This window comes from Cupriavidus yeoncheonensis (assembly GCF_905397275.1).
GTDB lineage: Bacteria > Pseudomonadota > Gammaproteobacteria > Burkholderiales > Burkholderiaceae > Cupriavidus > Cupriavidus yeoncheonensis.
In genome coordinates this window covers 64944-89342 of the sequence record NZ_CAJPUY010000021.1, presented here as the reverse complement: position 1 = coordinate 89342, position 24399 = coordinate 64944, and the positions used below count along the sequence as shown (strand labels likewise).

23 protein-coding genes are annotated in these 24399 nt (G+C 65.5%); 1 reads left to right on the top strand and 22 read right to left on the bottom strand.

Annotation, left to right across the window (positions count from 1 at the left end):
• Position 1: 1 nt before the first annotated feature.
• The 19 genes from hisF to KHO22_RS25095 all read right to left on the bottom strand — a co-directional run bounded on the left by hisF (position 2) and on the right by KHO22_RS25095 (position 16011).
• Positions 2 to 772: an imidazole glycerol phosphate synthase subunit HisF gene (gene hisF / locus KHO22_RS25185; protein WP_211949893.1), complete on the bottom strand. Its 771-nt coding sequence runs from the start codon at positions 770 to 772 to the stop codon at positions 2 to 4.
• Between the two features lie 66 nt (positions 773 to 838).
• Positions 839 to 1585 (bottom strand): 1-(5-phosphoribosyl)-5-[(5-phosphoribosylamino)methylideneamino]imidazole-4-carboxamide isomerase, encoded by a 747-nt coding sequence (gene hisA / locus KHO22_RS25180; RefSeq protein WP_211949892.1) that lies wholly within the window; start codon positions 1583 to 1585, stop codon positions 839 to 841.
• A 115-nt stretch (positions 1586 to 1700) separates the two neighbouring features.
• Positions 1701 to 2354: an imidazole glycerol phosphate synthase subunit HisH gene (gene hisH, locus KHO22_RS25175; RefSeq protein WP_211949891.1), complete on the bottom strand. Its 654-nt coding sequence runs from the start codon at positions 2352 to 2354 to the stop codon at positions 1701 to 1703.
• Positions 2351 to 2974, bottom strand: coding sequence for a YchE family NAAT transporter (locus tag KHO22_RS25170; RefSeq protein WP_211949890.1), 624 nt, complete (start codon positions 2972 to 2974; stop codon positions 2351 to 2353). The genes hisH and KHO22_RS25170 overlap by 4 nt, the downstream gene beginning before the upstream one ends.
• A 92-nt stretch (positions 2975 to 3066) precedes the next feature.
• The gene (gene hisB / locus KHO22_RS25165; protein WP_211949889.1) at positions 3067 to 3654 is read right to left on the bottom strand and encodes an imidazoleglycerol-phosphate dehydratase HisB; all 588 of its coding nucleotides are present in this window, start codon (positions 3652 to 3654) and stop codon (positions 3067 to 3069) included.
• A gap of 4 nt (positions 3655 to 3658) precedes the next feature.
• Complete coding sequence (gene hisC / locus KHO22_RS25160; protein WP_211949888.1) at positions 3659 to 4759, bottom strand: histidinol-phosphate transaminase; 1101 nt, start codon at positions 4757 to 4759, stop codon at positions 3659 to 3661.
• Positions 4760 to 4804: 45 nt separating this feature from the next.
• Entirely contained in the window at positions 4805 to 6142 is a 1338-nt protein-coding gene (gene hisD, locus KHO22_RS25155; protein ID WP_211949887.1) for a histidinol dehydrogenase, read from the bottom strand.
• A gap of 28 nt (positions 6143 to 6170) precedes the next feature.
• Positions 6171 to 6845 (bottom strand): ATP phosphoribosyltransferase, encoded by a 675-nt coding sequence (gene hisG / locus KHO22_RS25150; RefSeq protein WP_211949886.1) that lies wholly within the window; start codon positions 6843 to 6845, stop codon positions 6171 to 6173.
• Positions 6846 to 6853: 8 nt separating this feature from the next.
• Positions 6854 to 8104, bottom strand: coding sequence for a UDP-N-acetylglucosamine 1-carboxyvinyltransferase (gene murA, locus KHO22_RS25145; protein ID WP_211949885.1), 1251 nt, complete (start codon positions 8102 to 8104; stop codon positions 6854 to 6856).
• Positions 8105 to 8212: 108 nt separating this feature from the next.
• Positions 8213 to 8461, bottom strand: a complete 249-nt coding sequence (locus tag KHO22_RS25140) for a BolA family protein (protein WP_211949884.1) — start codon at positions 8459 to 8461, stop codon at positions 8213 to 8215.
• A 33-nt stretch (positions 8462 to 8494) separates the two neighbouring features.
• The gene (locus KHO22_RS25135) at positions 8495 to 9316 is read right to left on the bottom strand and encodes an ABC transporter permease (RefSeq protein ID WP_211949883.1); all 822 of its coding nucleotides are present in this window, start codon (positions 9314 to 9316) and stop codon (positions 8495 to 8497) included.
• Complete coding sequence (locus tag KHO22_RS25130) at positions 9313 to 10263, bottom strand: ABC transporter ATP-binding protein (RefSeq protein ID WP_211949882.1); 951 nt, start codon at positions 10261 to 10263, stop codon at positions 9313 to 9315. The genes KHO22_RS25135 and KHO22_RS25130 overlap by 4 nt, the downstream gene beginning before the upstream one ends.
• Positions 10264 to 10500: 237 nt before the next feature.
• On the bottom strand, positions 10501 to 10782 hold the full coding sequence (locus tag KHO22_RS25125; protein WP_211949881.1) for an STAS domain-containing protein: 282 nt from the start codon (positions 10780 to 10782) through the stop codon (positions 10501 to 10503).
• Positions 10783 to 10935: 153 nt separating this feature from the next.
• Positions 10936 to 11565: an MlaC/ttg2D family ABC transporter substrate-binding protein gene (locus KHO22_RS25120; RefSeq protein ID WP_211949880.1), complete on the bottom strand. Its 630-nt coding sequence runs from the start codon at positions 11563 to 11565 to the stop codon at positions 10936 to 10938.
• 197 nt (positions 11566 to 11762) lie between these two features.
• Positions 11763 to 12665: an MlaA family lipoprotein gene (locus tag KHO22_RS25115; RefSeq protein WP_211949879.1), complete on the bottom strand. Its 903-nt coding sequence runs from the start codon at positions 12663 to 12665 to the stop codon at positions 11763 to 11765.
• Positions 12662 to 13183, bottom strand: a complete 522-nt coding sequence (gene mlaD / locus KHO22_RS25110) for an outer membrane lipid asymmetry maintenance protein MlaD (RefSeq protein WP_211949878.1) — start codon at positions 13181 to 13183, stop codon at positions 12662 to 12664. Before mlaD ends, KHO22_RS25115 begins: the two co-directional genes overlap by 4 nt.
• Before the next feature lie 52 nt (positions 13184 to 13235).
• Positions 13236 to 14003 carry a lipid asymmetry maintenance ABC transporter permease subunit MlaE gene (mlaE, locus tag KHO22_RS25105; RefSeq protein WP_211949877.1) on the bottom strand — a complete coding sequence of 256 codons (768 nt, stop codon included), beginning with the start codon at positions 14001 to 14003 and terminating at the stop codon, positions 13236 to 13238.
• 5 nt (positions 14004 to 14008) lie between these two features.
• Complete coding sequence (locus tag KHO22_RS25100) at positions 14009 to 14830, bottom strand: ABC transporter ATP-binding protein (RefSeq protein ID WP_211949876.1); 822 nt, start codon at positions 14828 to 14830, stop codon at positions 14009 to 14011.
• Positions 14831 to 14925: 95 nt separating this feature from the next.
• Positions 14926 to 16011, bottom strand: a complete 1086-nt coding sequence (locus KHO22_RS25095; protein WP_211949875.1) for a Bug family tripartite tricarboxylate transporter substrate binding protein — start codon at positions 16009 to 16011, stop codon at positions 14926 to 14928.
• A 221-nt stretch (positions 16012 to 16232) separates the two neighbouring features.
• On the opposite strand from KHO22_RS25095, the gene KHO22_RS25090 reads away from it, so the two are divergent.
• Complete coding sequence (locus KHO22_RS25090) at positions 16233 to 16769, top strand: GNAT family N-acetyltransferase (RefSeq protein WP_211949874.1); 537 nt, start codon at positions 16233 to 16235, stop codon at positions 16767 to 16769.
• A gap of 73 nt (positions 16770 to 16842) precedes the next feature.
• Here the strand turns inward: KHO22_RS25090 and KHO22_RS25085 are convergent, their stop codons facing one another.
• The 3 genes from KHO22_RS25085 to KHO22_RS25075 all read right to left on the bottom strand — a co-directional run bounded on the left by KHO22_RS25085 (position 16843) and on the right by KHO22_RS25075 (position 24297).
• On the bottom strand, positions 16843 to 18306 hold the full coding sequence (locus tag KHO22_RS25085; RefSeq protein WP_211949873.1) for a glutamate synthase subunit beta: 1464 nt from the start codon (positions 18304 to 18306) through the stop codon (positions 16843 to 16845).
• A 120-nt stretch (positions 18307 to 18426) separates the two neighbouring features.
• Complete coding sequence (locus KHO22_RS25080; RefSeq protein WP_211949872.1) at positions 18427 to 23229, bottom strand: glutamate synthase-related protein; 4803 nt, start codon at positions 23227 to 23229, stop codon at positions 18427 to 18429.
• A gap of 342 nt (positions 23230 to 23571) precedes the next feature.
• Positions 23572 to 24297, bottom strand: a complete 726-nt coding sequence (locus KHO22_RS25075; protein WP_211949871.1) for a transposase — start codon at positions 24295 to 24297, stop codon at positions 23572 to 23574.
• Positions 24298 to 24399: the final 102 nt, after the last annotated feature.

The following is a 24399-nucleotide window of genomic DNA, read 5'->3' as shown; positions in this document are numbered from 1 at the left end:
ATCAGATCCGCACGGGGATGCCCTCTCGGGCCATGAATGCCTTTGCCTCGCCAACCGTATGCTGGCCGTAATGGAAGATGCTGGCGGCGAGGACCGCATCGGCGTGGCCGAGACGGATACCGTCGGCCAGGTCCTGCAGTCCGCCAACGCCGCCCGAGGCAATCACCGGCACCGGCACCGCGTCGCTGACGGCCCGCGTCAGCTCCAGGTCGAAGCCGCTCTTGGTGCCGTCGCGATCCATGCTGGTCAGCAGGATTTCACCGGCGCCGCGCGCAGCCATTTCCTTCGCCCACGCCACCGCGTCCAGCCCAGTGGCCTTGCGTCCGCCATGCGTAAAGACTTCCCAGCGCGGCGGCTCGCCCGGCGCCGAACTGCGCTTGGCGTCGATGGCCACCACGATGCACTGCGAGCCGTACTTGCCGGTAGCGTCCGACACCAGTTGCGGATTGGCGATGGCCGACGAATTGACGCTGATCTTGTCCGCGCCGGCATTGAGCAGGCGCCTCACGTCTTCCACGGCGCGCACGCCGCCGCCCACGGTCAGCGGGATAAAGACCTGCGAAGCCACCGCTTCGATGATGTGGAGGATCAGGTCGCGCCCGTCGCTGGTCGCGGTGATGTCCAGGAAAGTGATTTCATCGGCGCCCTGTTCGTCATAGCGGCGCGCAATTTCCACGGGGTCGCCCGCATCGCGCAGCTCGACGAAATTGACGCCCTTGACCACCCGCCCGTTCGTCACATCGAGGCAGGGGATGATACGTTTGGCTAGCATGAGATTCCTTGTCCGCCGCGGGCGGTGGCGGCCCGACGGCGGCGGCGCCCCGTGGGGCGCATTGGCTTATTCCCCGGTGCTCAGCTTGTCCGCGCGCGCCTGCGCGTCGACAAAATTGAGATCGCCAGAGTAGATGGCACGGCCGCAGATGACACCTTCCACACCGTCGTTCTCCACGGCGCACAGGTTGTCGATGTCGGCCAGGTTGGACAGCCCGCCGCTGGCGATCACCGGGATCGACATCGATTGCGCCAGCTTCACGGTGGCATCGATATTGATTCCCTGCAACATGCCGTCGCGGCCGATATCGGTATAGATAATGGCTTCCACGCCATAGTCTTCGTACTTGCGGGCGAGGTCCGCCACTTCGTGGCCGGTCAGCTTGCTCCAGCCGTCGGTCGCCACCTTGCCGTCCTTGGCATCCAGGCCGACGATGATGTGGCCGCCGAAGGCCGAGCAGGCGTCCTTCAGGAAACCGGGGTTCTTCACCGCGGCGGTGCCGATGATGACGTACGACAGGCCATCGTCCAGCCACCGCTCGATGGTGTTCAGGTCGCGGATGCCGCCGCCGAGCTGCACCGGGATCTCATCGCCGACTTCCGCGATGATGGCCTTGATGGCAGCTTCGTTGCGGGGCTTGCCGACAAATGCGCCGTTGAGATCGACCAGGTGCAGCCGGCGCGCACCCTGATTGACCCAGTGACGTGCCATGGCGGCGGGATCTTCGGAAAAGACGGTGGCCTGGTCCATGTCGCCTTGTTTGAGGCGTACACACTGACCGTCCTTCAGGTCGATGGCCGGAATGAGCAACATAATCGTGACGAGCGTGGTTAAGTGAGTGAGATAGAGCCAGTCCGGCCAACGGCCGGCAAGTCCGGTTCAATAGGCAAGTATTCCTGAATGGCGTTGACTGGCTCGGATCGGATCTTCAGGGATTCCAGTGCACGAAGTTCCGGTAAAGCTGCAACCCCATGGCTGCGCTTTTTTCGGGGTGGAACTGCGTGGCAAAAATATTATCGCGTGCTACCGCGCTGGTAAACACACTCCCATACTCCGTTTCGCCGGCAATATGGGCCGGATCCTGCGCGTGCACAAAGTAGCTGTGCACGAAGTAAAACCAGCTTTCGTCCGGGATGCCATCCCACAGCGGATGGGCCCTGCACTGCCTGACGCGGTTCCACCCCATCTGCGGCACCTTGAAGCGGGACCCGTCCGGCTGGATCATCCCGTCCAGCTCGAAGCGGATGACTTCGCCGGGCATCAGCCCGAGGCAAGGCGTCTTGTCGGTGCCGGCCCTGGCTTCCCTGCTGTGTTCGAACAGCATCTGTTCGCCAACGCACACACCGAACATCGGCTTGCTGGCCGCCGCCTCGAGCACCGCCTCCTGCAGCCCCGAAGCGCCCAGCGCCGACATGCAGTCAGGCATGGCGCCCTGTCCCGGCAACACCACACGGTCCGCGCTGCGGATGCCTTCGGGGACATCCACTACGCGCACGTCCGCTTCGGGCGCCGCGGCACGCAAGGCCTGCGCCACCGAGCGCAGATTGCCCATGCCGTAATCCACAATTGCTATGGTAGTCATGATTTCAAAACAGGCAACAATGTCTTCAGCCCGTCCACAATGAATTCAACGGCCAGCGCCGACAGGATCAGCCCCATCAGCCGCGTGCCGATATTGATGCCGGTACGCCCGACCACCCGGGCGATCGGATCCGCCGCGCGGAACACCGCATAGACTACCGCGCCCAGCACCACGCCGATACCGACCAGGATCAGCAACTGATACCAGTGCTGGGTCTTGCCGGCATAGACGATCACCGTGCTGATCGAACCGGGGCCGGTCAGCAGCGGCAGCGCCAGCGGCACCACCGCGATGCTGGACCTGGCCTCGGCCTCGTCCTCTTCTTCCGGCGTGGCTTTGGTCCGGCTGGTCTGGGCATTCAGCATGTTCATGGCCATCATGATCATGATGAGCCCGCCGCCGACCTGCAGCGACGCCACCGAGATATTGAAGAACTCGATGATCTGCTGGCCCAGCAGCGCCGATACCGCCACCACGATGGCCACCGAGACCGATGCGATCTTGATGGTACGCAGTTTCTCCGCTTCCGACTGCTGGCCGGTCAGGCTGATGAAGAATGGAATGGCGCCGATCGGGTTGATCAGCGCCAGCAGCGAAATGAACGACTTGAGCGTATCCATCGGTTGCGGGTATCCGGTGCCCCGGCCCAGTTTCGCGAAGTTCGGTCAGCGGGCGCCGCAACCAGCCGGCACGCCTTCGGTTCAGCAGCCGGTCAGAGCGTGCCCTTGGTCGATGGAATGGTGTTCGCCGAACGCGGGTCCAGCTCCACCGCCATGCGCAGTGCCCGGCCAAAGGCCTTGAACACGGTCTCGCACTGGTGGTGGGCATTGATGCCCCGCAGGTTGTCGACATGCAGGGTCACGCCCGCATGGTTGACGAATCCACGGAAGAATTCGATGGTGAGGTCGACGTCGAAGCTGCCCACGCGCGCACGGGTGAACGCCACGTGGAATTCCAGGCCCGGGCGGCCGGAAAAGTCGATCACGACGCGCGACAGGCATTCATCCAGCGGCACGTAGCTGTGGCCGTAGCGGGTAATGCCCTTCTTGTCGCCGATGGCCTTGGCGACTGCCTGGCCGAGGGTGATGCCGACGTCCTCCACAGTGTGATGGTCGTCGATATGCGTATCGCCGGTAGCCTCGACTTCCAGGTCGAACATGCCGTGGCGGGCAATCTGGTCGAGCATGTGGTCGAGGAACGGCACGCCGGACGCCAGTTTCTGGCGGCCGGTGCCATCAAGGTTCAGGGAAACGCGAATTTGCGTTTCCGAAGTATTGCGGGTGACCTCTGCAACACGCATGGTGTTAATCCTGCAGCGACGCTGCGAATGCCTCAAGGAACTGCGCGTTTTCTTCGGGAGTGCTGACCGTCACGCGCAGACAGTTGGCCAGCAATGGGTGCATTTTACTCACGTTCTTGATCAGCACCTTGCGGGCCAGGAGCCGGTCGAACGTCTGTGCCGCATCCGGCACGCGCGCGAGCAGGAAATTGGCCGCGCTGGGGAACACGGTCACGCCGGCGTGGGCAGCCATGCCCTGCGCGACGCGCGCACGTTCAGCGCGCAGCTGCGCCGCCTGCTCGTCGAGCACCGCGACGTGCTCGAGCGCGAAGAGGGCCGCCGCTTCGGTCAGCACGTTCACGTTGTAGGGCGGCCGCACCTTGTCGAGCTGCTCCAGCCACTGTGGTGCGCCTGCCACATAGCCCAGGCGGATACCGGCCAGGCCCAGCTTGGACACCGTGCGCATGACCAGCAGATTGCCGAACTCGGTCAGGCGCGGCATCCAGCTTTCCTGCGCGAACGGCTGGTAGGCCTCGTCCACCACCACCAGGCTGCGGCACACCGGACCCTGCGCGCCACGGACGATGGCCTCCATGTCGGCGGCATCGAACAGGTTGCCGGTCGGATTGTTCGGATAGGCCAGGTAGACGATGGCGGGCTGGTGTTCGGCCATGGCGGCCAGCATTGCTTCGCGGTCCAGCGTGAAGTCGGCGCGCAGCGGCACGCCCACGAACTCAAGGCCGGCGAACTGGGCCGACATCGCGTACATCACGAAGCCGGGCACGGGCGCCATCACCTTCGCACCGGGGCGGGCCGCGGCCAGCGCCAGCATGCTGATGATTTCATCCGACCCGTTGCCGAGCAGCACGTCCATGCCGGCCGGCACCTGCATGACTTCCTTCAGCTTCACGCGCAGCGCCTCGCTGCTGGGCACCGGGTAGCGGTTCAGAGCCACCTCGCCCAGCCGCGCGGCCAGTTCGGCGCGCAATTCGGGCGGCAGGCGGTACGGGTTCTCCATGGCATCGAGCTTCACCAGACCATGCGAATCCGGCACGTGGTAGGCGCCCATGGCGCGCACGTCGTCACGGATGATTCGCTCGATCAGGGAAGGGTCTACGACTGACATGGATGCTCCTGTGTGCGCTGCCGCACCGATGCGGCAGCCATGGGTTCAACTACGCTTGAAACGATACTCGGCGCTGCGGGCGTGGGCCTGCAGGCCTTCGCCATACGCCAGCTCGGCGGCAATCTGGCCGAGCATCTGCGCCCCGCCCTCGCTCACCTCGATCAGGCTCGAACGCTTCTGGAAGTCGTACACGCCCAGCGGCGACGAGAAGCGCGCGGTGCGCGAAGTCGGCAGCACGTGGTTGGGGCCGGCGCAGTAGTCGCCCAGCGATTCGCTGGTATAGCGGCCCAGGAAGATGGCGCCCGCGTGGCGGATCTTCTCGCTCCACTGGCGCGGATTCTCGGTGGAGATTTCCAGGTGCTCCGGCGCGATCGCGTTGGCGATCTCGCAGGCCTCTTCCATGTCGCGCACCTTGACCAGCGCGCCCCGGCCCGAGATCGATGCGGCAATCACCTCGCGGCGCGGCATGCTGTCGAGCTGGCGCTGGATGCTGGCTGCCACCTGCGCGATGTAGTCCGCGTCCGGGCACAGCAGGATCGACTGTGCGAGCTCGTCGTGCTCGGCCTGCGAGAACAGGTCCATCGCCACCCAGTCCGGATCGGTCGTGCCATCGCAAATCACCAGGATTTCCGACGGACCCGCGATCATGTCGATGCCGACCGTGCCGAACACGCGGCGCTTGGCGGCGGCCACATACGCATTGCCGGGGCCAACGATCTTGTCCACCTGCGGCAGCGTCGCCGTGCCGTAGGCCAGCGCGCCAATCGCCTGTGCGCCGCCAATGGTGAACACGCGGTCCACGCCCGCGATCTGCGCGGCAGCCAGCACCAGTTCATTGTGCACGCCGCCCGGCGTGGGCACGACCATGATGATTTCCTTGACACCGGCCACGCGCGCCGGAATCGCGTTCATCAGCACGGACGACGGATACGCGGCCTTGCCGCCCGGCACGTAGATGCCCACGCGGTCCAGCGGCGTCACCTTCTGGCCGAGCATGGTGCCGTCGGCCTCGGTGTACTCCCAGCTGTGGCTGCCGCATTCGATCTTCTGCTTCTCGTGGTAGGCACGCACACGCGCGGCGGCGGCTTCCAGCGCGGCGCGGCGCTTGGGCTCCAGCTCTTCGAGCGCAGCTTCGAGTTCGCTTTGCGCGATTTCCAGCGCGCCCATCGACGCGGCCTCGACCCGGTCAAAGCGCTGCGTGTACTCGAGCACCGCGGCGTCGCCGCGATCCTTCACGTCGGCCAGGATCTGCGCCGCGGCGCGGTCGATGGCCTCATCCTCGCCGGCCTCGAAGGCCAGCACCTCGCGCAGCGCCTGGGCAAAGCCCGGCGCGGCGGAGTCGAGCCGGCGGATCGACACGTTTTCCAATTCGGTTGCGTTCATGACTCCATTCCTCTCTGGGGCGCAGGCCTCAGGCCAGCGCCGCCGATGCCTTCTCGAACGCGTCGAGAATCGGCGTCAGCCGTTCGCGCTTGAGTTTGAGCGCAGCCTGGTTCACCACCAGGCGCGACGAAATCTGCACGATCTCTTCGACTTCCACCAGGTTGTTGGCGCGCAGCGTATTGCCCGTGCTGACCAGGTCGACGATGGCATCCGACAGGCCGACCAGCGGGCCCAGTTCCATCGAGCCGTACAGCTTGATCAGGTCGACGTGCACACCCTTCTTGGCGAAGTGCTCGCGCGCGGTCTGCACGTACTTGGTGGCCACCGCCAGGCGCGCGCCCTGGCGCACGGCCTTGGCGTAGTCAAACCCGGCCGGCACCGCCACCGACATGCGGCAGCGTGCGATGTTCAGGTCGATCGGCGCGTACAGGCCGGTCATGCCGTGCTCCATCAGCACGTCCTTGCCGGCCACGCCGAAGTCGGCGGCGCCGTATTGCACGTAGGTCGGCACGTCGGACGCGCGCACGATGATCACGCGCACGGCCGGGTCCGAGGTCGGCAGGATCAGCTTGCGCGAAGTCTCCGGATCCTCGGTGACACGGATGCCGGCGGCCTCGAGCAGCGGCAGTGTTTCCTTGAAGATGCGGCCCTTGGAAAGCGCCAGGGTGAGCTGGCTGGGCGAAGCGTTGAAAGCGGGGCTCATCGGGTTCCTCAGGCAATGCGGCGGATCTTGGCGCCAACTGCCGACAGCTTGTCTTCCATGCGGTCGTAGCCGCGGTCCAGGTGGTAGATGCGGTCGATCACGGTGTCGCCGTCGGCCACCAGGCCGGCAATGACCAGGCTCGCCGAGGCGCGCAGGTCGGTGGCCATCACGTTGGCGCCGGACAGGCGCGGCACGCCCGTCACCACGGCCGTATTGCCTTCCGCCGTGATGCTGGCACCCAGGCGATTCAGCTCCTGCACGTGCATGAAGCGGTTCTCGAAGATGGTCTCGGTAATGCGCGCGGTGCCTTCGGCCACGGCGTTCAGCGCCATGAACTGAGCCTGCATGTCGGTCGGGAAGGCCGGGTATTCCGAGGTGCGGAAGCTCACGGCCTGGGCGCGGCGCGGCATCGACAGGCGGATCCAGTCATCACCGGTTTCCACGTTGGCACCGGCCTCGCGCAGCTTGATCAGCACGGCGTCGAGGATCAGCGGAGGAATATCGCGCAGCACCAGGTCGCCCAGCGTGGCCGCGGCCGCGCACAGGAAGGTGCCGGCCTCGATGCGGTCGGCGACGACCGAGTGCTTCGCGCCATGGAGCTTGTCGACGCCCTGCACGATCAGCCGGTCGGTCCCGATGCCGTCGATCTTCGCGCCCATCTTGACGAGCAGGTTGGCGAGATCGGTCACCTCGGGTTCGCGCGCGGCGTTCTCCAGCACCGTCTCGCCGTCGGCGAGGGTCGCGGCCATCAGCAGGTTTTCCGTGCCGGTCACGGTGATCATGTCCGTCACCACGCGCGCGCCCTTCAGGCGGCTGGCGCGGGCATGGATGAAGCCATGCTCGATAGTGATCTCGGCACCCATGGCCTGCAGGCCCTTGATGTGCTGGTCCACCGGACGCGCGCCGATGCCGCAGCCACCGGGCAGCGAGACGCGCGCCTCGCCGAAGCGCGCGACCAGCGGGCCGAGCACCAGGATCGACGCGCGCATGGTCTTCACCAGCTCATACGGCGCCTCGGGCGAATTGATGTCGGCGCCCCCAAGCGTGGCGGTAGCGCCGGTCATCTCGGCATGCATGCCCATCTGCCGCAGCAGCTTGAGCATGGTGCGCGTGTCCTGCAGGTTCGGCACGTTGTCGATGGTGACGGTGTCGGCCGTCAGCAGGCCGGCGCAGAGGATCGGCAGCGCGGCGTTCTTGGCGCCGGAAACACGGATCTCGCCTTTGAGCGGGCCATTGCCCTGGATCTGGAATTTGTCCATGTTCTGTCAGTTGCAGCCGGACGGAGTGAGCACGCCCGGCGTCGTTATCGCGGGAGCCGCACGCACCGGCATGCAGCCCGAATCTGTGAAATCGCCGGCCCCGGCCGCTTATTTGCCGGCGCCCGCCTGCCATTCGGCCGGCGTCAGCGTCTTCATCGACAGCGCATGGATCTCGGCACGCATGCGGTCGCCGAGCGCGGCGTACACGCGCTGGTGACGCTGGATCAGGCGCTTGCCGTCGAACTCGGTGCTGACGATGGTGGCAAAGAAGTGCTGGCCGTCACCCTCGACTTCCAGGTGTTCGCAGGGCAACCCTTGGGCAATGTAATCCCTGACTTGTTCCGGAGTAGGCAGCATGATTTCTTCTCTTCTGTGTGGATGGCCGCGTCTTCAGTGGCGCAGCTTGAAACCCGACTTCAGCAGGCGCAACGCCAGCATCGCGAGCAGCACGAAGGCCGCGCCGACCACCGCCAGGCTGAACAGCGGCGACACGTCCGAGACGCCGAAGAAGCCATAGCGGAAGCCGTCGATCATGTAGAAGAACGGGTTGGCATGGGACACCGCCTGCCAGAAGGCGGGCAGCGAATGGATGGAATAGAACACGCCCGACAGGAAGGTCGCGGGCATGATCAGGAAGTTCTGGAAGGCGGCCAGCTGGTCGAATTTCTCGGCCCAGATACCGGCGATCAGCCCGAGCGTGCCCAGGATGCCCGCACCGAGCAGCGCGAACACCAGGATCCAGCCGACGCTGGCGAAATGCAGGTTGGCGAACCACGCGGTCACCAGCAGCACGCCAAGGCCAACCGTCAGCCCGCGGATGACGGAGGCCACCACGTAGGCGCCGAACATCTCCCAGTGCGACAGCGGCGGCAGCAGGATGAACACCAGGTTGCCGGTGATCTTGGACTGGATCAGCGACGACGAGCTGTTGGCGAAGGCGTTCTGCAGCACGCTCATCATCACCAGTCCCGGCACCAGGAAGGCGGTATAGCTGATCTGGTCATAGACCTTGACGCGGTCTTCCAGCACGTGGCCGAAGATCAGCAGGTACAGCACGGCCGTGAGCACGGGCGCGGCCACCGTCTGGAAGCTGACCTTCCAGAAGCGCAGCACTTCCTTGTAGAGCAGGGTCCGGAAACCGACCAGCCCGCCTACGGCCATCGGCGCGAGCCGGGTGCTGTCGAGCATTTCGATATCGCCAGGCTGCTTCATGCCGCGGCCTCCATGGCCTGGTCGGGCAAGGCGCCGGGCATGTGGCCCTCGCGCCGCATGATCTGGACGAACACGTCTTCGAGATCGGCCTTGTTGATTTCCATGTCTTCGATTTCACAGCCCGCCTCGCGGCAGGCGGCCAGGATGGGTTCCACGGCCGGGTAGCCCGACAGGCGCAGGCGCACCGCGCGCTCGCCCGGGTTGGCCGGCATGCGCAGCGGCTCCAGCGCCACGGGCAGCGTGCCGCGCGCGAACGTCAGCACCAGTTGCAGCCCGGCGAACTGCGTCAGCAGGTTGCTGGTCCGGTCCAGCGCCACCACCTCGCCGAATTTCAGCATGGCGATGCGGTCGCACAGCGCTTCGGCCTCTTCCAGGTAGTGCGTGGTCAGGATGATGGTGTGCCCTTCCCGGTTCAGCCGCGAGATGAACTTCCACAGCGTCTGGCGCAACTCCACGTCCACGCCGGCGGTGGGTTCGTCGAGCACGATCACGGGCGGACGATGCACCAGCGCCTGGGCCACCAGCACGCGCCGCTTCATGCCACCAGAGAGCTGGCGCATATTGGCGTCGGCCTTGTTGGTGAGATCCAGGTTGGCCATGATCTCGTCGATCCAGTCGTCATTGCGCGTCAGGCCGAAGTAGCCGGACTGCAGCCGCAGCGTCTCGCGCACGGTGAAGAACGGATCGAACACCAGTTCCTGCGGCACCACGCCGAGCATACGCCGCGCCATGCGGTAGTCGGACACGACATCGTGCCCGAGCACACTGACGCGGCCCGAGTCCGCGCGGTTCAGGCCCGCCAGGATGGAGATCAGCGTGGTCTTGCCGGCACCGTTGGGGCCGAGCAGCCCAAAAAATTCGCCGCGCTCGACGGTGAAGCTGACGCCCTTGAGCGCCTGCAGGTTGCTGTAGCGCTTGCGAACGTCGGTGAGTTCGATGGCTTTCATGGCCGAATGTCTGGGGCTGGCCCGACTGGGACCGGCTGTCTGGAAATGGGGACCAACTTGGAGCAACTGGTGCCCGGGCTACCCTGAACCGGCCCGAAGTGCTGCGGGGGAATGGGCGAACAACCCGGAATTATAGGGGATGCGGGGAGACTCCCGCTTGGGGCGCAGCCACCGCGTCAGGCAGCGGCCGGGGCATCCTGATGACCGCTATTGAGGCGCGCGGTCAGGGATGCCGGGTCAATGTCGATGCGAAGCCGCTTGCGCCAGGCCCAGCAGGCTGTCGACACCATACAGCAAAGCCAGCTCGGCGAGCTGCGGCGGGACGCCTTGCAGCGCCAGCGTGCCCTGGCGGGCGGCGGCGGCGCGCTGCCAGGCCAGCAGCACGGCCACGGCGGACGAATCCACCTGCTCCAGCGCGGCGCAGTCCACCTGCGTTTCGCCTTGCGCAACGCGCGACAGGCCATCACGCAGCACGGCGGCGGCGTTCTGGTTGGTCAGCGAGGTGCCAAGCGACAGCATGGGAAAGGACGGGTCGGCGAAGCCAGCGAAATTCCGGAAAACACAAGCTCCCGCCAGGGGCGGGAGCTTGTGTGCGTGCGGCCTATTGTAGAGCAGTTTCGGGGGCGCGTGCCGCAACGCAGCGACGCTGCAGCGACAGCGCGCCCCGTGGCATCAGCTCTTGGCGTTGGCCAGCTGGCGGTTGCGGTCCTGCAGCGTCTTGATCACGCCATCCACGCCCTGCTGGCCGACGATGGTGTTGAAGCTGCCCTTGTAGGCTTCGGTCAGCCACGCGCCCAGCACGTTGATGTCATAGACCTTCCAGCCCTGCGCCGTCTTTTCGAGGCGGTAATCGAGCTGGATCGGCTCGCCCTTGTTGATCACCTGGGTGCGGATGGTCGCATCGGTGTCCTCCGGCGAACCGCGATACGGCTTGTACTGGACGGTCTGGTCACGGATCTGCGCGATGGCGCCGGCGTAGGTGCGGATCAGCAGCGTCTTGAACTCATCGGTGATCACCTTCTGCTGCTCGGGCGTGGCCTTCGACCAGTTGCGGCCCATGGCGATCTGCGTGGTCTTCTGGAAGTTCGCGTTCGGCAGGATCTTCTGCTCGACCAGCGCGGAGATCTTGGCAATATTGCCGGCCTGCATGTCCTTGTCGCTCTTGACGCTGGCCATCACATCGTTCACCACCGACTTGACCAGCGCTTCGGGGCTGGCGGTATCCTGCGCCGAGACTTGCGCATGGGCGGCGCCGGCAAAGGCGGCTACAGCGAGGAAGGGGAGCAACAGTCGCTTGATCATGGATTTTCCTTCTCAGTCAGAGTGATTCGCCCGCCCCGGAGAACCGGCCGTTGCTTCGGGCAGGCCCGCAATCCGAGGTGTTGCGCACATTGGAACACAGTCCACGGCGGCGCGTTTCTGGCGCCAGCGCATCCGGCGCCACTTGAAAACATTTTGTTTCAGTGCTCACAGCGCATTCACAGCGCCGCTGCATGGTGTCACCGAATGCGCAGGCCGCCGCCCGGGACGATGCGCTGCATCGGCGACGTCGGTGGCACCGGCAGATTCTGGCCCTCGGGCTGCGTCGTCCCCTCCGAGGGCGCGGCCGGTTGTTGGGACGGCTGCTGGGACGGCTCCTGTGGCGGCTGCTGGGGTGCGCCGTCGCTCTCGGATTCGTCGTTCTCCCGGCTCGGAGGATTGCCGTCGTAGATCAGGTACTCGCGCCGCTGCAGGTACGCATCACGCATGAACGCGTACTTGTCCAGCGCCGCCTGCTCGAGCAGGTTGGTCGCGCCAAGCAGTTGCGCGCGGCCCGCGACGATGCGCACCCCGACCAGCGAATTGCGCAGCGAAACCGGATAGAAATACGCCGACGGGTCGATCTGCCGGTCCACCAGCATGCCCGCGGTGTCGCGTACGGTGCTCGGCCCGAACAGCGGCAGCACCAGGTACGGCCCCGACGGCACGCCCCAGACGCCCAGGGTCTGGCCGAAATCTTCCTTGTACTTGGGCAGGCCGCCCGGGGTAGCGATATCGATCAGCCCGCCGATGCCAAGCACGGTGTTGATCGCCACCCGCATGGTGTCCTCGGCGGCGCGCGTCGGCTTGCCCTGCAGCAGGTTGTTCACCGCCGAATAGACGTCGCTGACGTTCGAAAAGAAGTTGTCGACCGCGGTCTGGACCGGCGACGGAATGTAGTCGGAATAGAGCTGGGCAACCGGCTTCAGCACGCCCTTGTCGAAGTCCTCGTTGATGCGCGAGATCTCGCGGTTGAACGGTTCGATCGGATCCTTCGGATTGGCGGTCGGGCCCGTGGCGCAACCGGCCAGCAGCATCAGCGCGCTGGCCGCGAAGGCCAGCGCGGCGCGCCGGGGCGCCGCCCTACAGGCGCAAGCGGTCATTTAGCGGCTCCGCCAAGGGCCGGTGCGCTCGCCGCGCCACCACTGCTGCCCCCGCCGGATCCGGCATCGGCCGCCTTGTTGTAGAGGAACTGGCCGATCAGGTTCTCCAGCACCACCGCCGACTGCGTCATGGTGATGCGCGACCCCTGTGCCAGCATGGCGGTATCGCCGCCAGCCTCCAGGCCGATGTACTGCTCGCCGAGCAGGCCCGAGGTCAGGATCTTGGCCGAGGTGTCCTTGGGAAACTGGTACTGCTTCTCCAGGTTCATGACCACGGTCGCCTGGTAGATCTTGTCGTCGAAGCGGATCGCGGCCACGCGCCCCACCACCACGCCGGCGCTCTTGACCGGCGCGCGCGGCTTCAGGCCGCCGATATTGTCGAAGCGCGCTTCGACCGTGTAGGTTTCCTGGAACGTGAAGGCGCTCATGTTGCCGACCTTCAGGGCGAGGAACAGCAAGGCAACGAAGCCTGCCACCACAAACAACCCCACCCAGAAATCGAGTGCACTTTTTTTCATTGGGATCTCTTTCTACCCGTTGTCCTGTCAGTTGCCCCGTTGCCGTTGTTCATCAGCTGAACATCAGCGCGGTCAGCAGGAAATCCAGCCCCAGCACGGCCAGCGACGCAATCACCACGGTGCGGGTCGTGGCCCGCGATACACCTTCCGGCGTGGGCTTGGCTTCGAAACCCTGGTAAAGCGCAATGAACGTCACGGCAATGCCGAAGATGAAACTCTTGATGACGCCGTTGATCACATCGGCGCGCACATCCACGCCACCCTGCATCTGCGACCAGAAGGCGCCGGCATCCACGCCGATCAGTTGCACGCCGACCAGGTAGCCGCCCAGGATGCCGACCGCACTGAAGATCGCGGCCAGCACCGGCATCGCCACCACGCCCGCCCAGAAGCGCGGGGCGATCACGCGCTGCAACGGGTTAACGGCCATCATCTCCATGGCCGTGAGCTGTTCGCCAGCCTTCATCAGGCCGATCTCCGCGGTCAGCGAGGTGCCCGCGCGGCCGGCGAACAACAGCGCGGTGATCACCGGGCCAAGTTCGCGTACGAGCGACAGCGCCACCAGCAGGCCGAGTGCCTGCTCGGACCCGTAGCGGTTCAGCGTGTAGTAGCCCTGCAGCCCGAGCACGAAGCCAACGAACAGGCCGGACACGGCAATGATCACCAGCGACAGGTTGCCGACGAAGAAGATCTGGTCGGACACCAGGCGGAAACGCCGCAGCAGCGCCGGCGACAGGCCCAGCACGGTGAAGAACATCCGGGCGGCACGACCGAGCCCGGCAACGCCCAGCCGTACCGCGGCGCCGATGGCAATCAGCATGCCCGTCACCTCGCACCTCCGGCGGCAAAATCTTCGGCCAGCGTCGGACCCGCATAGTGGAACGGCACCGGACCGTCGGCCTCGGCATGGACGAACTGGTGCACGAACGGATCCGTCGAGGCGCGCAGGGCCTCGGGCTCGCCCTGTGCGGCGATGCGGCCGTTGGCAATGAAATACACGTAGTCGGCGATCTGGAAAGTCTCGTGCACGTCGTGCGAGACGATGATCGTGGTGGCGCCCAGCGCGTCGTTGAGGCTGCGAATCAGCCGCGCGGTGAGCCCCAGCGAAATGGGATCGAGCCCGGCAAAGGGCTCGTCGTACATCAACAGCATCGGATCCAGCGCGATGGCCCGCGCCAGTGCCACCCGTCGCGCCATGCCGCCCGAGATCTGCGACGGCATCAGGTCGCGCGCGCCGCGCAGGCCCACGGCATTGAGCTTCATCAGCACCAGGTCCCGGATCATCGATTCCGGCAGGTCCGTGTGCTCACGCAGCGGGAAGGCCACATTGTCGAACACCGACAGGTCCGTAAACAGCGCGCCGAACTGGAACAGCATGCCCATCTGGCGCCGCACGGCGTACAGCCCCTTCACATCGAGCGCGTGGATGTCGGCACCATCGAACGCGACCGCGCCGGATTGCGGCCGCACCTGGCCGCCGATCAGGCGCAGTACGGTGGTCTTGCCGCAGCCCGATCCGCCCATCACCGCGATCACCTTGCCACGCGAGAATTGCATGGTCAGGCCGGACAGGATCGGCTTGGCATCACGCGAGTAGGCAAAATCTACCGCATTGAGTTCGACGAGATTGTGGGCAGAATCAGTCACGTTGGCAGGGTTCCGGGCAGTCGGCCATTATAAGGGCTACTACCTACACCTGCAGACGGCCGTGTGGCGGCCGCCACATTGACCGGCCGCCGGGATTATGGCTCTCCTTGTGCGGCATCGCGCAGGATGACCTGCCACTGGATCGATTCCGAGCGGATCGCGGTGGCAAAGGCCTCCGGCGAATCGCGCAGCGGCGTCAGGCCCGCGGCCATCAGGCGGGCGCGGACTTCACGCTCGGCCATGACCTCGTCCAGCTCGACAGCCAGCCTCGCAATGATCGCGCGCGGCGTCTTGGCCGGCGCCATCACACCGAACCAGGCGGCGGCGGCAAAGCCTTCCAGGCCGGATTCCTGCAGTGTCGGCACCAGCGGCGCCAGCGGTGAGCGCGACACGCCGGTCACGCCGATCATGCGCAGCGAGCCGTTGCGCACATGACTCTGCACCGCCGCATAGGAACAGAAGCAGGCGCTGATACGGCCAGCCAGCATCTCCTGCACGATCGCCCCCTCGCCCTTGGCCGTCACGAGCGGCACGCCGTTGCGGATGCCGCGCACCGCGTATTCCGCATACAGGTGGGAGGGGCTGCCCGGCTGGCCGTATCCGTAACTGTAAGAGCCGGGATTCGACTTGACTGCGACAGCCCATTGTTCCGGCGTGCGCATGGGCAAGCGGCCGTCGATGACCAGGAAGAGCGGCGTGGTGGCGACGCGGGCCACCGGCGTGAAGTCGCGCACCACGTCATACGGCACGGGCTCCAGCCCGGGCTGAATCAGCATATTGGCCTGGTGAAACAGCAAGGTATGCCCGTCCGAGCTGGACTTGGCAACGATTTCGCCGGCCGTGGTACCGGCCGCGCCGGGCCGGTTGTCCACGTCCACCGGCACCCCCAGCCGGGCCGACAGGCGCTCGGCAAGCAGGCGTGCGATGGCATCGGCCACGCCGCCCGCGGGAAACGGAACGATCAGGCGCATCGGCCGCGCCGGAAACGACATCGTCCGCGCCATGGCGGGCGGCGCCGACGCGGTAGCGGCCGATACGGTTTGCGCGGCAAAAGGCGTCCCCACCGCCAGCAAGGCGGCCAACACCCCAAACCACGTCACTGCAGCGTTCCGGATGGCAGCAGGAAGCGTCAACCTCGCTTTACCTCGCCAAAGCCGCGACAAGATGCGCACTTCGGACATCAATTTTCTCCGCACGTCCCGCTTAGCAGGACCGCATCTGGGTCGGCTGAAAAAGGATTCGAGGCAGATTCCGTTTATTGTTTTTGTAAATTGTATGAACAACCTCCGGCAGGGCACAGGCACGTAAACCATAGCGCGGGAGAACCCTGAAACTCGCGAAACGTTGCCTGAACGTACAGCATCTTTACGCAATGGCATGCAATGCCGCCTACAATGGCGCGATGTCAAATTTCCTTGTGCGGCGCATGACGGCCGCTGACCTGCCCGGCGTACTCGGGGTCCAGGCGCACTGCTATCAAAACGACCTGCTTGAAGGCATCGATGCGTTCGCGAGCCGGCTCGCGCTTTCGCCGGCAACTTGCCTGGTGGCAAGCGCAGCCGAGGGCCCGGCCCTGGCTGGCTATCTGTTTACCCACCCATGGCCACAGCGCAGCCTGCCGCCGCTGGACGGCGTACTGAAGCCATTCACGCACGACAGAACCGAGGCCGCCCCCATGACCTGGTTTGTGCATGACATGGCCGTGGCGCCGGCAGGACGCGGGGGTGGCCTCGCGCTACGACTGTATGAGGCTGCCCTGCAGGCTGCCCTGGACGCCGGCTGGCAGCATTCGCGGCTGATTGCCGTGCAGGCCGCGGCGGACTGGTGGCGCAGGCTCGGGTACGCGCCGATGGCGGCGCACCAGGCCGCCATGCATGCCGGCAAGCTCGCCTGCTATGGGCCGGGCGCGCTGATCATGGAGCGCACACTGAGCGCGTAGTACCTCGACGGAAAAAGAAAAAACCCGCCTGGCTCGCGCCAGGCGGGTTTCGCGATGGGTCGTGATGACCCGATCAGCGCGGCAGTTCCGAATGCCCCATCAGGAATGCGTCGACCGAACGCGCGGCCTGGCGGCCTTCGCGGATGGCCCACACCACCAGCGACTGGCCGCGGCGCACGTCGCCGGCGGCAAACACCTTCGGCACATTGGTCTGATAGGCACGCTCGCCCTCGGTGGCGGCCTTGGCGTTCTTGCGCGCATCGGTATCGACACCGAACGCGTCCAGCATCGAACCCACCGGGTTGGTGAAGCCCATGGCCAGCAGCACCAGGTCCGCCGGCAGGATGAACTCGCTGCCCGGCACTTCCTGCATCCTGCCGTCCTTCCACTCGACGCGGCAGGCCTTCAGCGCGGTGACCTTGCCGTTCTCGCCGATGAATTCCTTGGTGGCGACGGACCAGTCGCGGTCGCAGCCCTCTTCGTGCGACGACGAGGTGCGCAGCTTGATCGGCCAGTACGGCCACACCAGCGGCTTGTCCTCTTCTTCCGGCGGCTGCGGCAGCAGTTCGAACTGGTTCACCGAGGCAGCGCCATGGCGGTTCGAGGTGCCGACGCAGTCGGAACCCGTATCACCACCACCGATCACGATCACGTTCTTGCCTTCGGCGCGGATATCGTTCTCGCCATCGCCGGCCACTTCCTTGTTCTGCGGAATCAGGAATTCCAGCGCGAAGTGGATACCGTCCAGGTCGCGGCCCGGCACCGGCAGGTCGCGCGGCACTTCCGAACCACCGGCCAGCACGACAGCGTCGAACTGGTCCATCAGGTTCTTGGCCGAGATGGTTTCGCGGGCGTAGTTCTTGATGCCGGCCGGCAGCGCGCCGTCGGTCACCATCACGCCGGCACGGAAGGTCACGCCTTCGGCCTGCATCTGCTCGATGCGCCGGTCGATCAGCGTCTTCTCCATCTTGAAGTCGGGGATGCCGTAGCGCAGCAGGCCGCCGATGCGGTCGTTCTTTTCGAACACGGTCACGTCATGGCCGGCGCGTGCCAGTTGCTGCGCGGCAGCCATGCCGGCGGGGCCCGAGCCGACCACGGCCACGGTCTTGCCGGTCTTGTGCTTGGGTGCCTGCGGTGCGACCCAGCCTTCTTCCCAGGCCTTGTCGATGATGGCGTGCTCGATCGACTTGATACCGACCGGCAGTTCATTGATGCCCAGCGTGCAGGCGGCCTCGCACGGTGCCGGGCAGATGCGGCCCGTGAATTCGGGGAAGTTGTTGGTCTGGTGCAGCACCTCGATGGCGCTCTTCCAGTCCTGGCGGTACACCAGGTCGTTGAAGTCCGGAATGATGTTGTTGACCGGGCAGCCGTTGTTGCAGAACGGGATGCCGCAGTCCATGCAGCGCGCACCCTGGAGCTTCGCTTCGCTGTCGGACAGCGCGAACACGAATTCCTTGTAGTGCTTCACGCGCTTGACTACCGCTTCGTAGCCTTCGTTCTGGCGCGGAAATTCGAGAAAGCCAGTCGCCTTACCCATGTTGCGTCCTTGGTCTTGCTGGCAAGACCGGCGTGGCCGGCCTTGCTGTGAGGTCAGTATCTTGTCGGGACCGCCGCCGGTGTTGCCCTGGCTGCGGCCCCTGTCTCGTGATGCCGCGGATCAGGCGGCGATGGCTTCGCGGTCGCTGTCGCGGGTGGCCTGTTCCTTGGCGTACATCTCGCCCAGCGCGCGCTTGTACTCGGTCGGGAAGACCTTGACGAACTTGCGGCGTGCCGTGGTCCAGTCCGCCAGCAACGCCTTGGCGCGCTCGGAACCGGTGTAGCGGAAGTGCTGCTCGATCAGGTTGCGCAGGATGACTTCGTCGAGCTGGCGCGTGCCGTTGACCTTGTGCCACGAAGCCGGGCTCTGGCCCTTCTCCTGGTCGGCCGCGGCCAGCACGGCTTCCAGTGCCACCATCGAGGTGTTGCAGCGCTTGTCGAACAGGCCGTCCTCGTCATAGACGTAGGCCACGCCACCCGACATGCCCGCCGCGAAGTTGCGGCCGGTGCCGCCCAGCACCACCACGGTACCGCCGGTCATGTACTCGCAACCATGGTCGCCAGTGCCTTCCACCACGGCCGCCGCGCCCGAGTTGCGCACCGCGAAGCGCTCGCCGGCCACGCCGTTGAAGAACGCCTCACCGGCAATCGCGCCGTACAGCACGGTGTTGCCGACGATGATGTTGCGGGTCGGGTCGCCACGGAATTCGTGCGGAGCACGGACGATCACGCGGCCGCCCGACAAGCCCTTGCCAACGTAGTCGTTGCCGTCGCCCACCAGGTCCAGCGTGATGCCGTGCGCCAGGAACGCGCCGAACGACTGGCCGGCGGTGCCTTGCAGCTGGATATGGATGGTGTCGTCCGGCAGGCCCTCGTGGCCGTATTGCTTGGCCACCACGCCCGACAGCATCGCACCGACGGTACGGTTCACGTTCTTGACCGGCTGGATGAACGACACGCGTTCGCCCTTCTCGATCGCCGGGCGCGCCTTGGCGATCAGCACGTGGTCCAGCGCCTTGCCGGCTTCAGCCGACAGGCCGTGGTCCTGCACGTCGGTGTGGAACAGCGGCGTGTCCGCCGGCAGTGCCACCTGGTGGAAGATGCGGGCGAAGTCCAGGCCGCGTGCCTTCCAGTGTTCGATGCCGGCCTTCGTGTCGAGCAGGTCGGCGCGGCCGATCAGTTCGTCGAAGGTGCGGATGCCCAGCTGGGCCATGATCTCGCGGGCTTCCTCGGCAACAAAGAAGAAGAAGTTGACGACGTGTTCCGGCTTGCCCTGGAACTTCTTGCGCAGCTGCGGATCCTGCGTGGCCACGCCCACCGGGCAGGTGTTCAGGTGGCACTTGCGCATCATGATGCAGCCCTCGGCAACCAGCGGTGCCGTGGCAAAACCGAACTCGTCGGCGCCCAGCAGCGCGCCGATGACGACGTCGCGGCCGGTCTTCATCTGGCCGTCGGCCTGCACGCGGATGCGGTTGCGCAGGCCGTTGAGCAGCAGCGTCTGCTGCGTTTCGGCCAGGCCCAGTTCCCACGGCGAGCCGGCGTGCTTGATCGACGACCACGGCGAAGCACCGGTGCCGCCATCGTGGCCGGCGATCACGACGTGATCGGCCTTGGCCTTGGACACACCAGCAGCCACGGTGCCGACGCCCACTTCGGACACCAGCTTGACCGAGATATCCGACGACGGGTTGACGTTCTTCAGGTCGTGGATCAGCTGCGCCAGATCCTCGATCGAGTAGATGTCGTGGTGCGGCGGCGGCGAGATCAGGCCCACACCCGGCACCGAGTAACGCAGCTTGCCGATGTAGTCCGACACCTTGTGGCCCGGCAGCTGGCCGCCTTCGCCCGGCTTGGCGCCCTGCGCCATCTTGATCTGGATCTGGTCGGCGGAGGCCAGGTACTCGGCGGTCACGCCGAAACGGCCCGATGCCACCTGCTTGATCTTCGAACGCAGCGAGTCGCCATCCTGCAGCGGCAGGTCGGCCTCGATCACGTCGCCCAGCAGGCTCTTCAGGCTGTCGCCCTGCTTGATCGGGATGCCGCGCAGTTCATTGCGGTAGCGCTTCTCGTCCTCGCCGCCTTCGCCGGTGTTCGACTTGCCGCCGATGCGGTTCATCGCCACGGCCAGCGTGGCATGGGCTTCGGTCGAGATCGAGCCGAGCGACATCGCGCCGGTGGCGAAGCGCCGCACGATTTCCTTGGCGGGCTCGACTTCTTCCAGCGGAATCGCCTTGGCCGGATCGACCTTGAACTCGAACAGACCACGCAGCGTCATGTGGCGCTTGCTCTGGTCGTTGATGATATTGGCGTATTCCTTGTACGTCTGGTAGGCGCCCTTGCCGTCGTCAGCGCGCACCGAGTGCTGCAGCTTGGCGATCGAGTCCGGGGTCCACATATGCTCTTCGCCGCGGACGCGGAAAGCGTACTCGCCGCCGGTGTCGAGCATGGTGTCCAGCACCGGGTTGTTGCCGAACGCGTCCTTGTGCAGGCGCAGCGCTTCCTCGGCCACCTCGAAGATGCCGATGCCCTCGACGTTCGACGGCGTGCCATGGAAGTACTTCTGCACCAGCTCGCGCGACAGACCGATCGCTTCGAAGATCTGCGCGCCGGTGTATGACATGTACGTGGAGATGCCCATCTTGGACATCACCTTGAACAGGCCCTTGCCGATCGCCTTGACGAAGTTCTTGATCGCCTTTTCGGCCGACAGGTCGCCCGACAGCTCAGCGGCCATGTCGGCCAGCGTTTCCATGGCGAGGTACGGGTGCACGGCTTCCGCGCCGTAGCCGGCCAGCAGCGCGAAGTGGTGCACTTCGCGCGCGGTGCCGGTCTCGACCACCAGGCCGGTGGACGTGCGCAGGCCCTTCTCCACCAGGTGGTGGTGGATCGCGGACGTGGCCAGCAGCGCGGGAATCGCGACCTGGTCGGCATCGACGCGGCGGTCGGTCACGATCAGGATGTTGTAGCCCGAGCGCACCGCATCCACGGCTTCGGCGCACAGCGAGGCCAGGCGGGCTTCAATGCCTTCCTTGCCCCATGCGGTCGGGTAGCAGATGTTCAGCTCGTACGAACGGAACTTGCCGCCGGTGTAGTGCTCGATGTTGCGGATCTTCGCAATGTCCTTGAAGTCCAGCACGGGCTGGGACACTTCGAGGCGCATCGGCGGGTTGATGTTGTTCAGCTCGAGCAGGTTCGGCTTCGGGCCGATGAACGACACCAGCGACATCACCATGTTCTCGCGGATCGGGTCGATCGGCGGGTTGGTCACCTGGGCGAACAGCTGCCTGAAGTAGTGGTACAGGGTCTTGTTCTTCGACGACAGCACGGCCAGCGGCGAGTCATTGCCCATCGAGCCGGTAGCTTCCTCGCCCGACAGCGCCATCGGCGCCATCAGGAACTTGACGTCTTCCTGCGTGTAGCCGAAGGACTGCTGGCGGTCCAGCAGCTTGGCCACGGGCTTCTTCTCGGCGGCGACGTCTTCCGGCTTGGCATCGATCTCGTCCAGCTTGATGCGGACGGCGTCGATCCAGCTCTTGTACGGCTTGGCGTTGGCCAGGTTGTCCTTGAGTTCCTTGTCGTCGATGATGCGGCCCTGCTCCATGTCGATCAGGAACATCTTGCCCGGCTGCAGGCGCCACTTTTCGACGATGCGCGACTCGGGGAACGGCAGTACGCCGGCTTCCGAGGCCAGCACGACGATGTCGTCCTCGGTCACGTAGAAGCGGGCCGGACGCAGACCGTTACGGTCCAGCGTGGCGCCGATCTGGCGGCCGTCGGTGAAGCAGATCGCGGCCGGGCCGTCCCACGGCTCCATCATGGCGGCGTGGTACTCGTAGAAGGCGCGACGGTTGTCGTCCATCAGCGTGTGCTGTTCCCAGGCTTCCGGGATCATCATCATCATCGCGTGGACGAGCGGGTAGCCGGCCATCGTCAGCAGTTCGAGGCAGTTGTCGAACGATGCGGTGTCGGACTGGCCGGGGTAGATCAGCGGCCACAGCTTGGGCAGGTCGTCGCCGAGCACCGGCGACGAGATGGCGCCGGTACGCGCGTTGATCCAGTTCACATTGCCCTTCACGGTGTTGATTTCACCGTTGTGGGCGACCATGCGGTACGGGTGGGCCAGTTCCCAGGCCGGGAAGGTGTTGGTCGAGAAGCGCTGGTGCACCAGGGCCAGGGCCGAAACGGCGCGCTGGTCCTGCAGGTCCAGGTAGTACTCGCCGACCTGGTTGGCCAGCAGCAGCCCCTTGTACACCACCGTGCGCGCCGACATCGACGGCACGAAGTATTCCTTGCCGTGCTTCAGCTTGAGCGCCTGGATGGCGTGGCTGGCGGTCTTGCGGATCACGTAGAGCTTACGCTCCAGCGCGTCCGTGGTCATGATGTCGCGGCCGCGGCCAATGAAGATCTGGCGGATGACAGGCTCGGTCTTGCGGACCGTCGGCGACATCGGCATGTTGCAGTCGACCGGCACGTCGCGCCAGCCCAGCACGACCTGGCCTTCCAGGCGGACGGTGCGCTCGAGTTCCTGTTCGCACGCCAGGCGCGAGGCGTGTTCCTTCGGCAGGAAGATCATGCCCACGCCGTATTCGCCGGCGGGCGGCAGGCTCACACCCTGCGCGGCCATCTCTTCGCGATAGAACTGGTCGGGAATCTGGATCAGGATGCCGGCGCCGTCGCCCATCAGCGCATCCGCGCCGACCGCACCGCGGTGGTCCAGGTTTTCAAGAATCTTCAGGCCCTGGCTGACGATCTCGTGCGACTTCTTGCCCTTGATATGCGCGACCATGCCGACGCCGCAGGCATCGTGCTCATTGGTCGGGTCGTACAGGCCTTGCGACTCGGGTCGCAGGGCGATGTCAGTGGAAATTGCGCTGGTCTGCGCCTGGGCCAGTTCCTGGGCCGATTGGTTTTGCGATTGGTCCACGGGCTGAATTCCGGTGAAGGCTGCGCGGAATGCCAGGTAAACCGAACGGGTACCGCGTGCTGCCTGCGCGCCGGACACAATTTGGACCGGGTGGGCCGGTTTGGACCGGCTCATCTGCTGTCAGGGGACTACGGGGATCCGAAGCGGCGTACACGAGCGTGACGCGCCGCACAATGACTGTGGGTGGAGCAACTATATGGGAATCCCGCGAACGCCGCAAAATTTTTAAATGGGGTCAGAACACATTTAAAATCGAGCCAATTAGAATTCCCATTTAAATGGGGACACATTAAATCCGGACGTATTGACCGCTACGTGACGTTTGAGCAGCCCAGGAGCCAGCTACGCCGCCGATGCGTTCGGTTCGCCCGGCTCCGCGGATGGTTCACGTTTGGGCCGGCCTTTTGGCAACGGCTGCACGCGTCGCGCGCCCTGGCGCTCGAGTTGCGCGAGGAAAGCCTCGCCTCCGAGCGGCCAGCCACTGTGGGCGTGCTTGCGCAAGGTGGCGAGGGTCCGGCCCGAGAGGCCTTCATTGCTCAGGGAGCTGTAGTTGGACTGCCGTTCGAACGGTGTATTGCCCAGCCCCCAGTACGCGGAGTGATCGCTCACCAGTGCGCTGGCCTCTATGCCGACATGGTGGCGGTGGCTGCTCCACCGGTCGGCCTCCGGCGTCGTGACCTCGCCGGCCCGCATGGCATTGCCTTCGGCGTACAGCATCGCCGGCAGCATCCAGTCGGCGGGGTCGAACACCGCGGACCGGAAGCGCCCTTCCCATAGCGTGCCTGTGCGTCCGGCGCTCCGGTTGAAGTAGCGCGCGTAGCGGCGCCCCACGGCCTGCATGGTCAGGCTCAGCGAATCCTGCCCGCGCGGCGTGGCCACCAGATGGATGTGATTGGGTCGCAGGCCGTAGGCATGGATGGCGACGTCATGTTCGCGCGCAGCCATGCGCAGGCTGTCCAGGTAGTGCAGGTAATCGTCCGGCCCCAGGAAGACCGGTTGACGGTTGTTGCCGCGTTGCAACACAAGCGCCGGCAGGCCGGCCGGAGAAAAGCGTGGAAGTCGTGCCATCGGGAAGCTGCAGAGATCAGGACCGGGTTGCCCCGAATGATAGCCTGATCCGTCCCCAATTTCTGCGGGCACCGCCTCGTGCCCGCTTTTGCACGCAAAGGA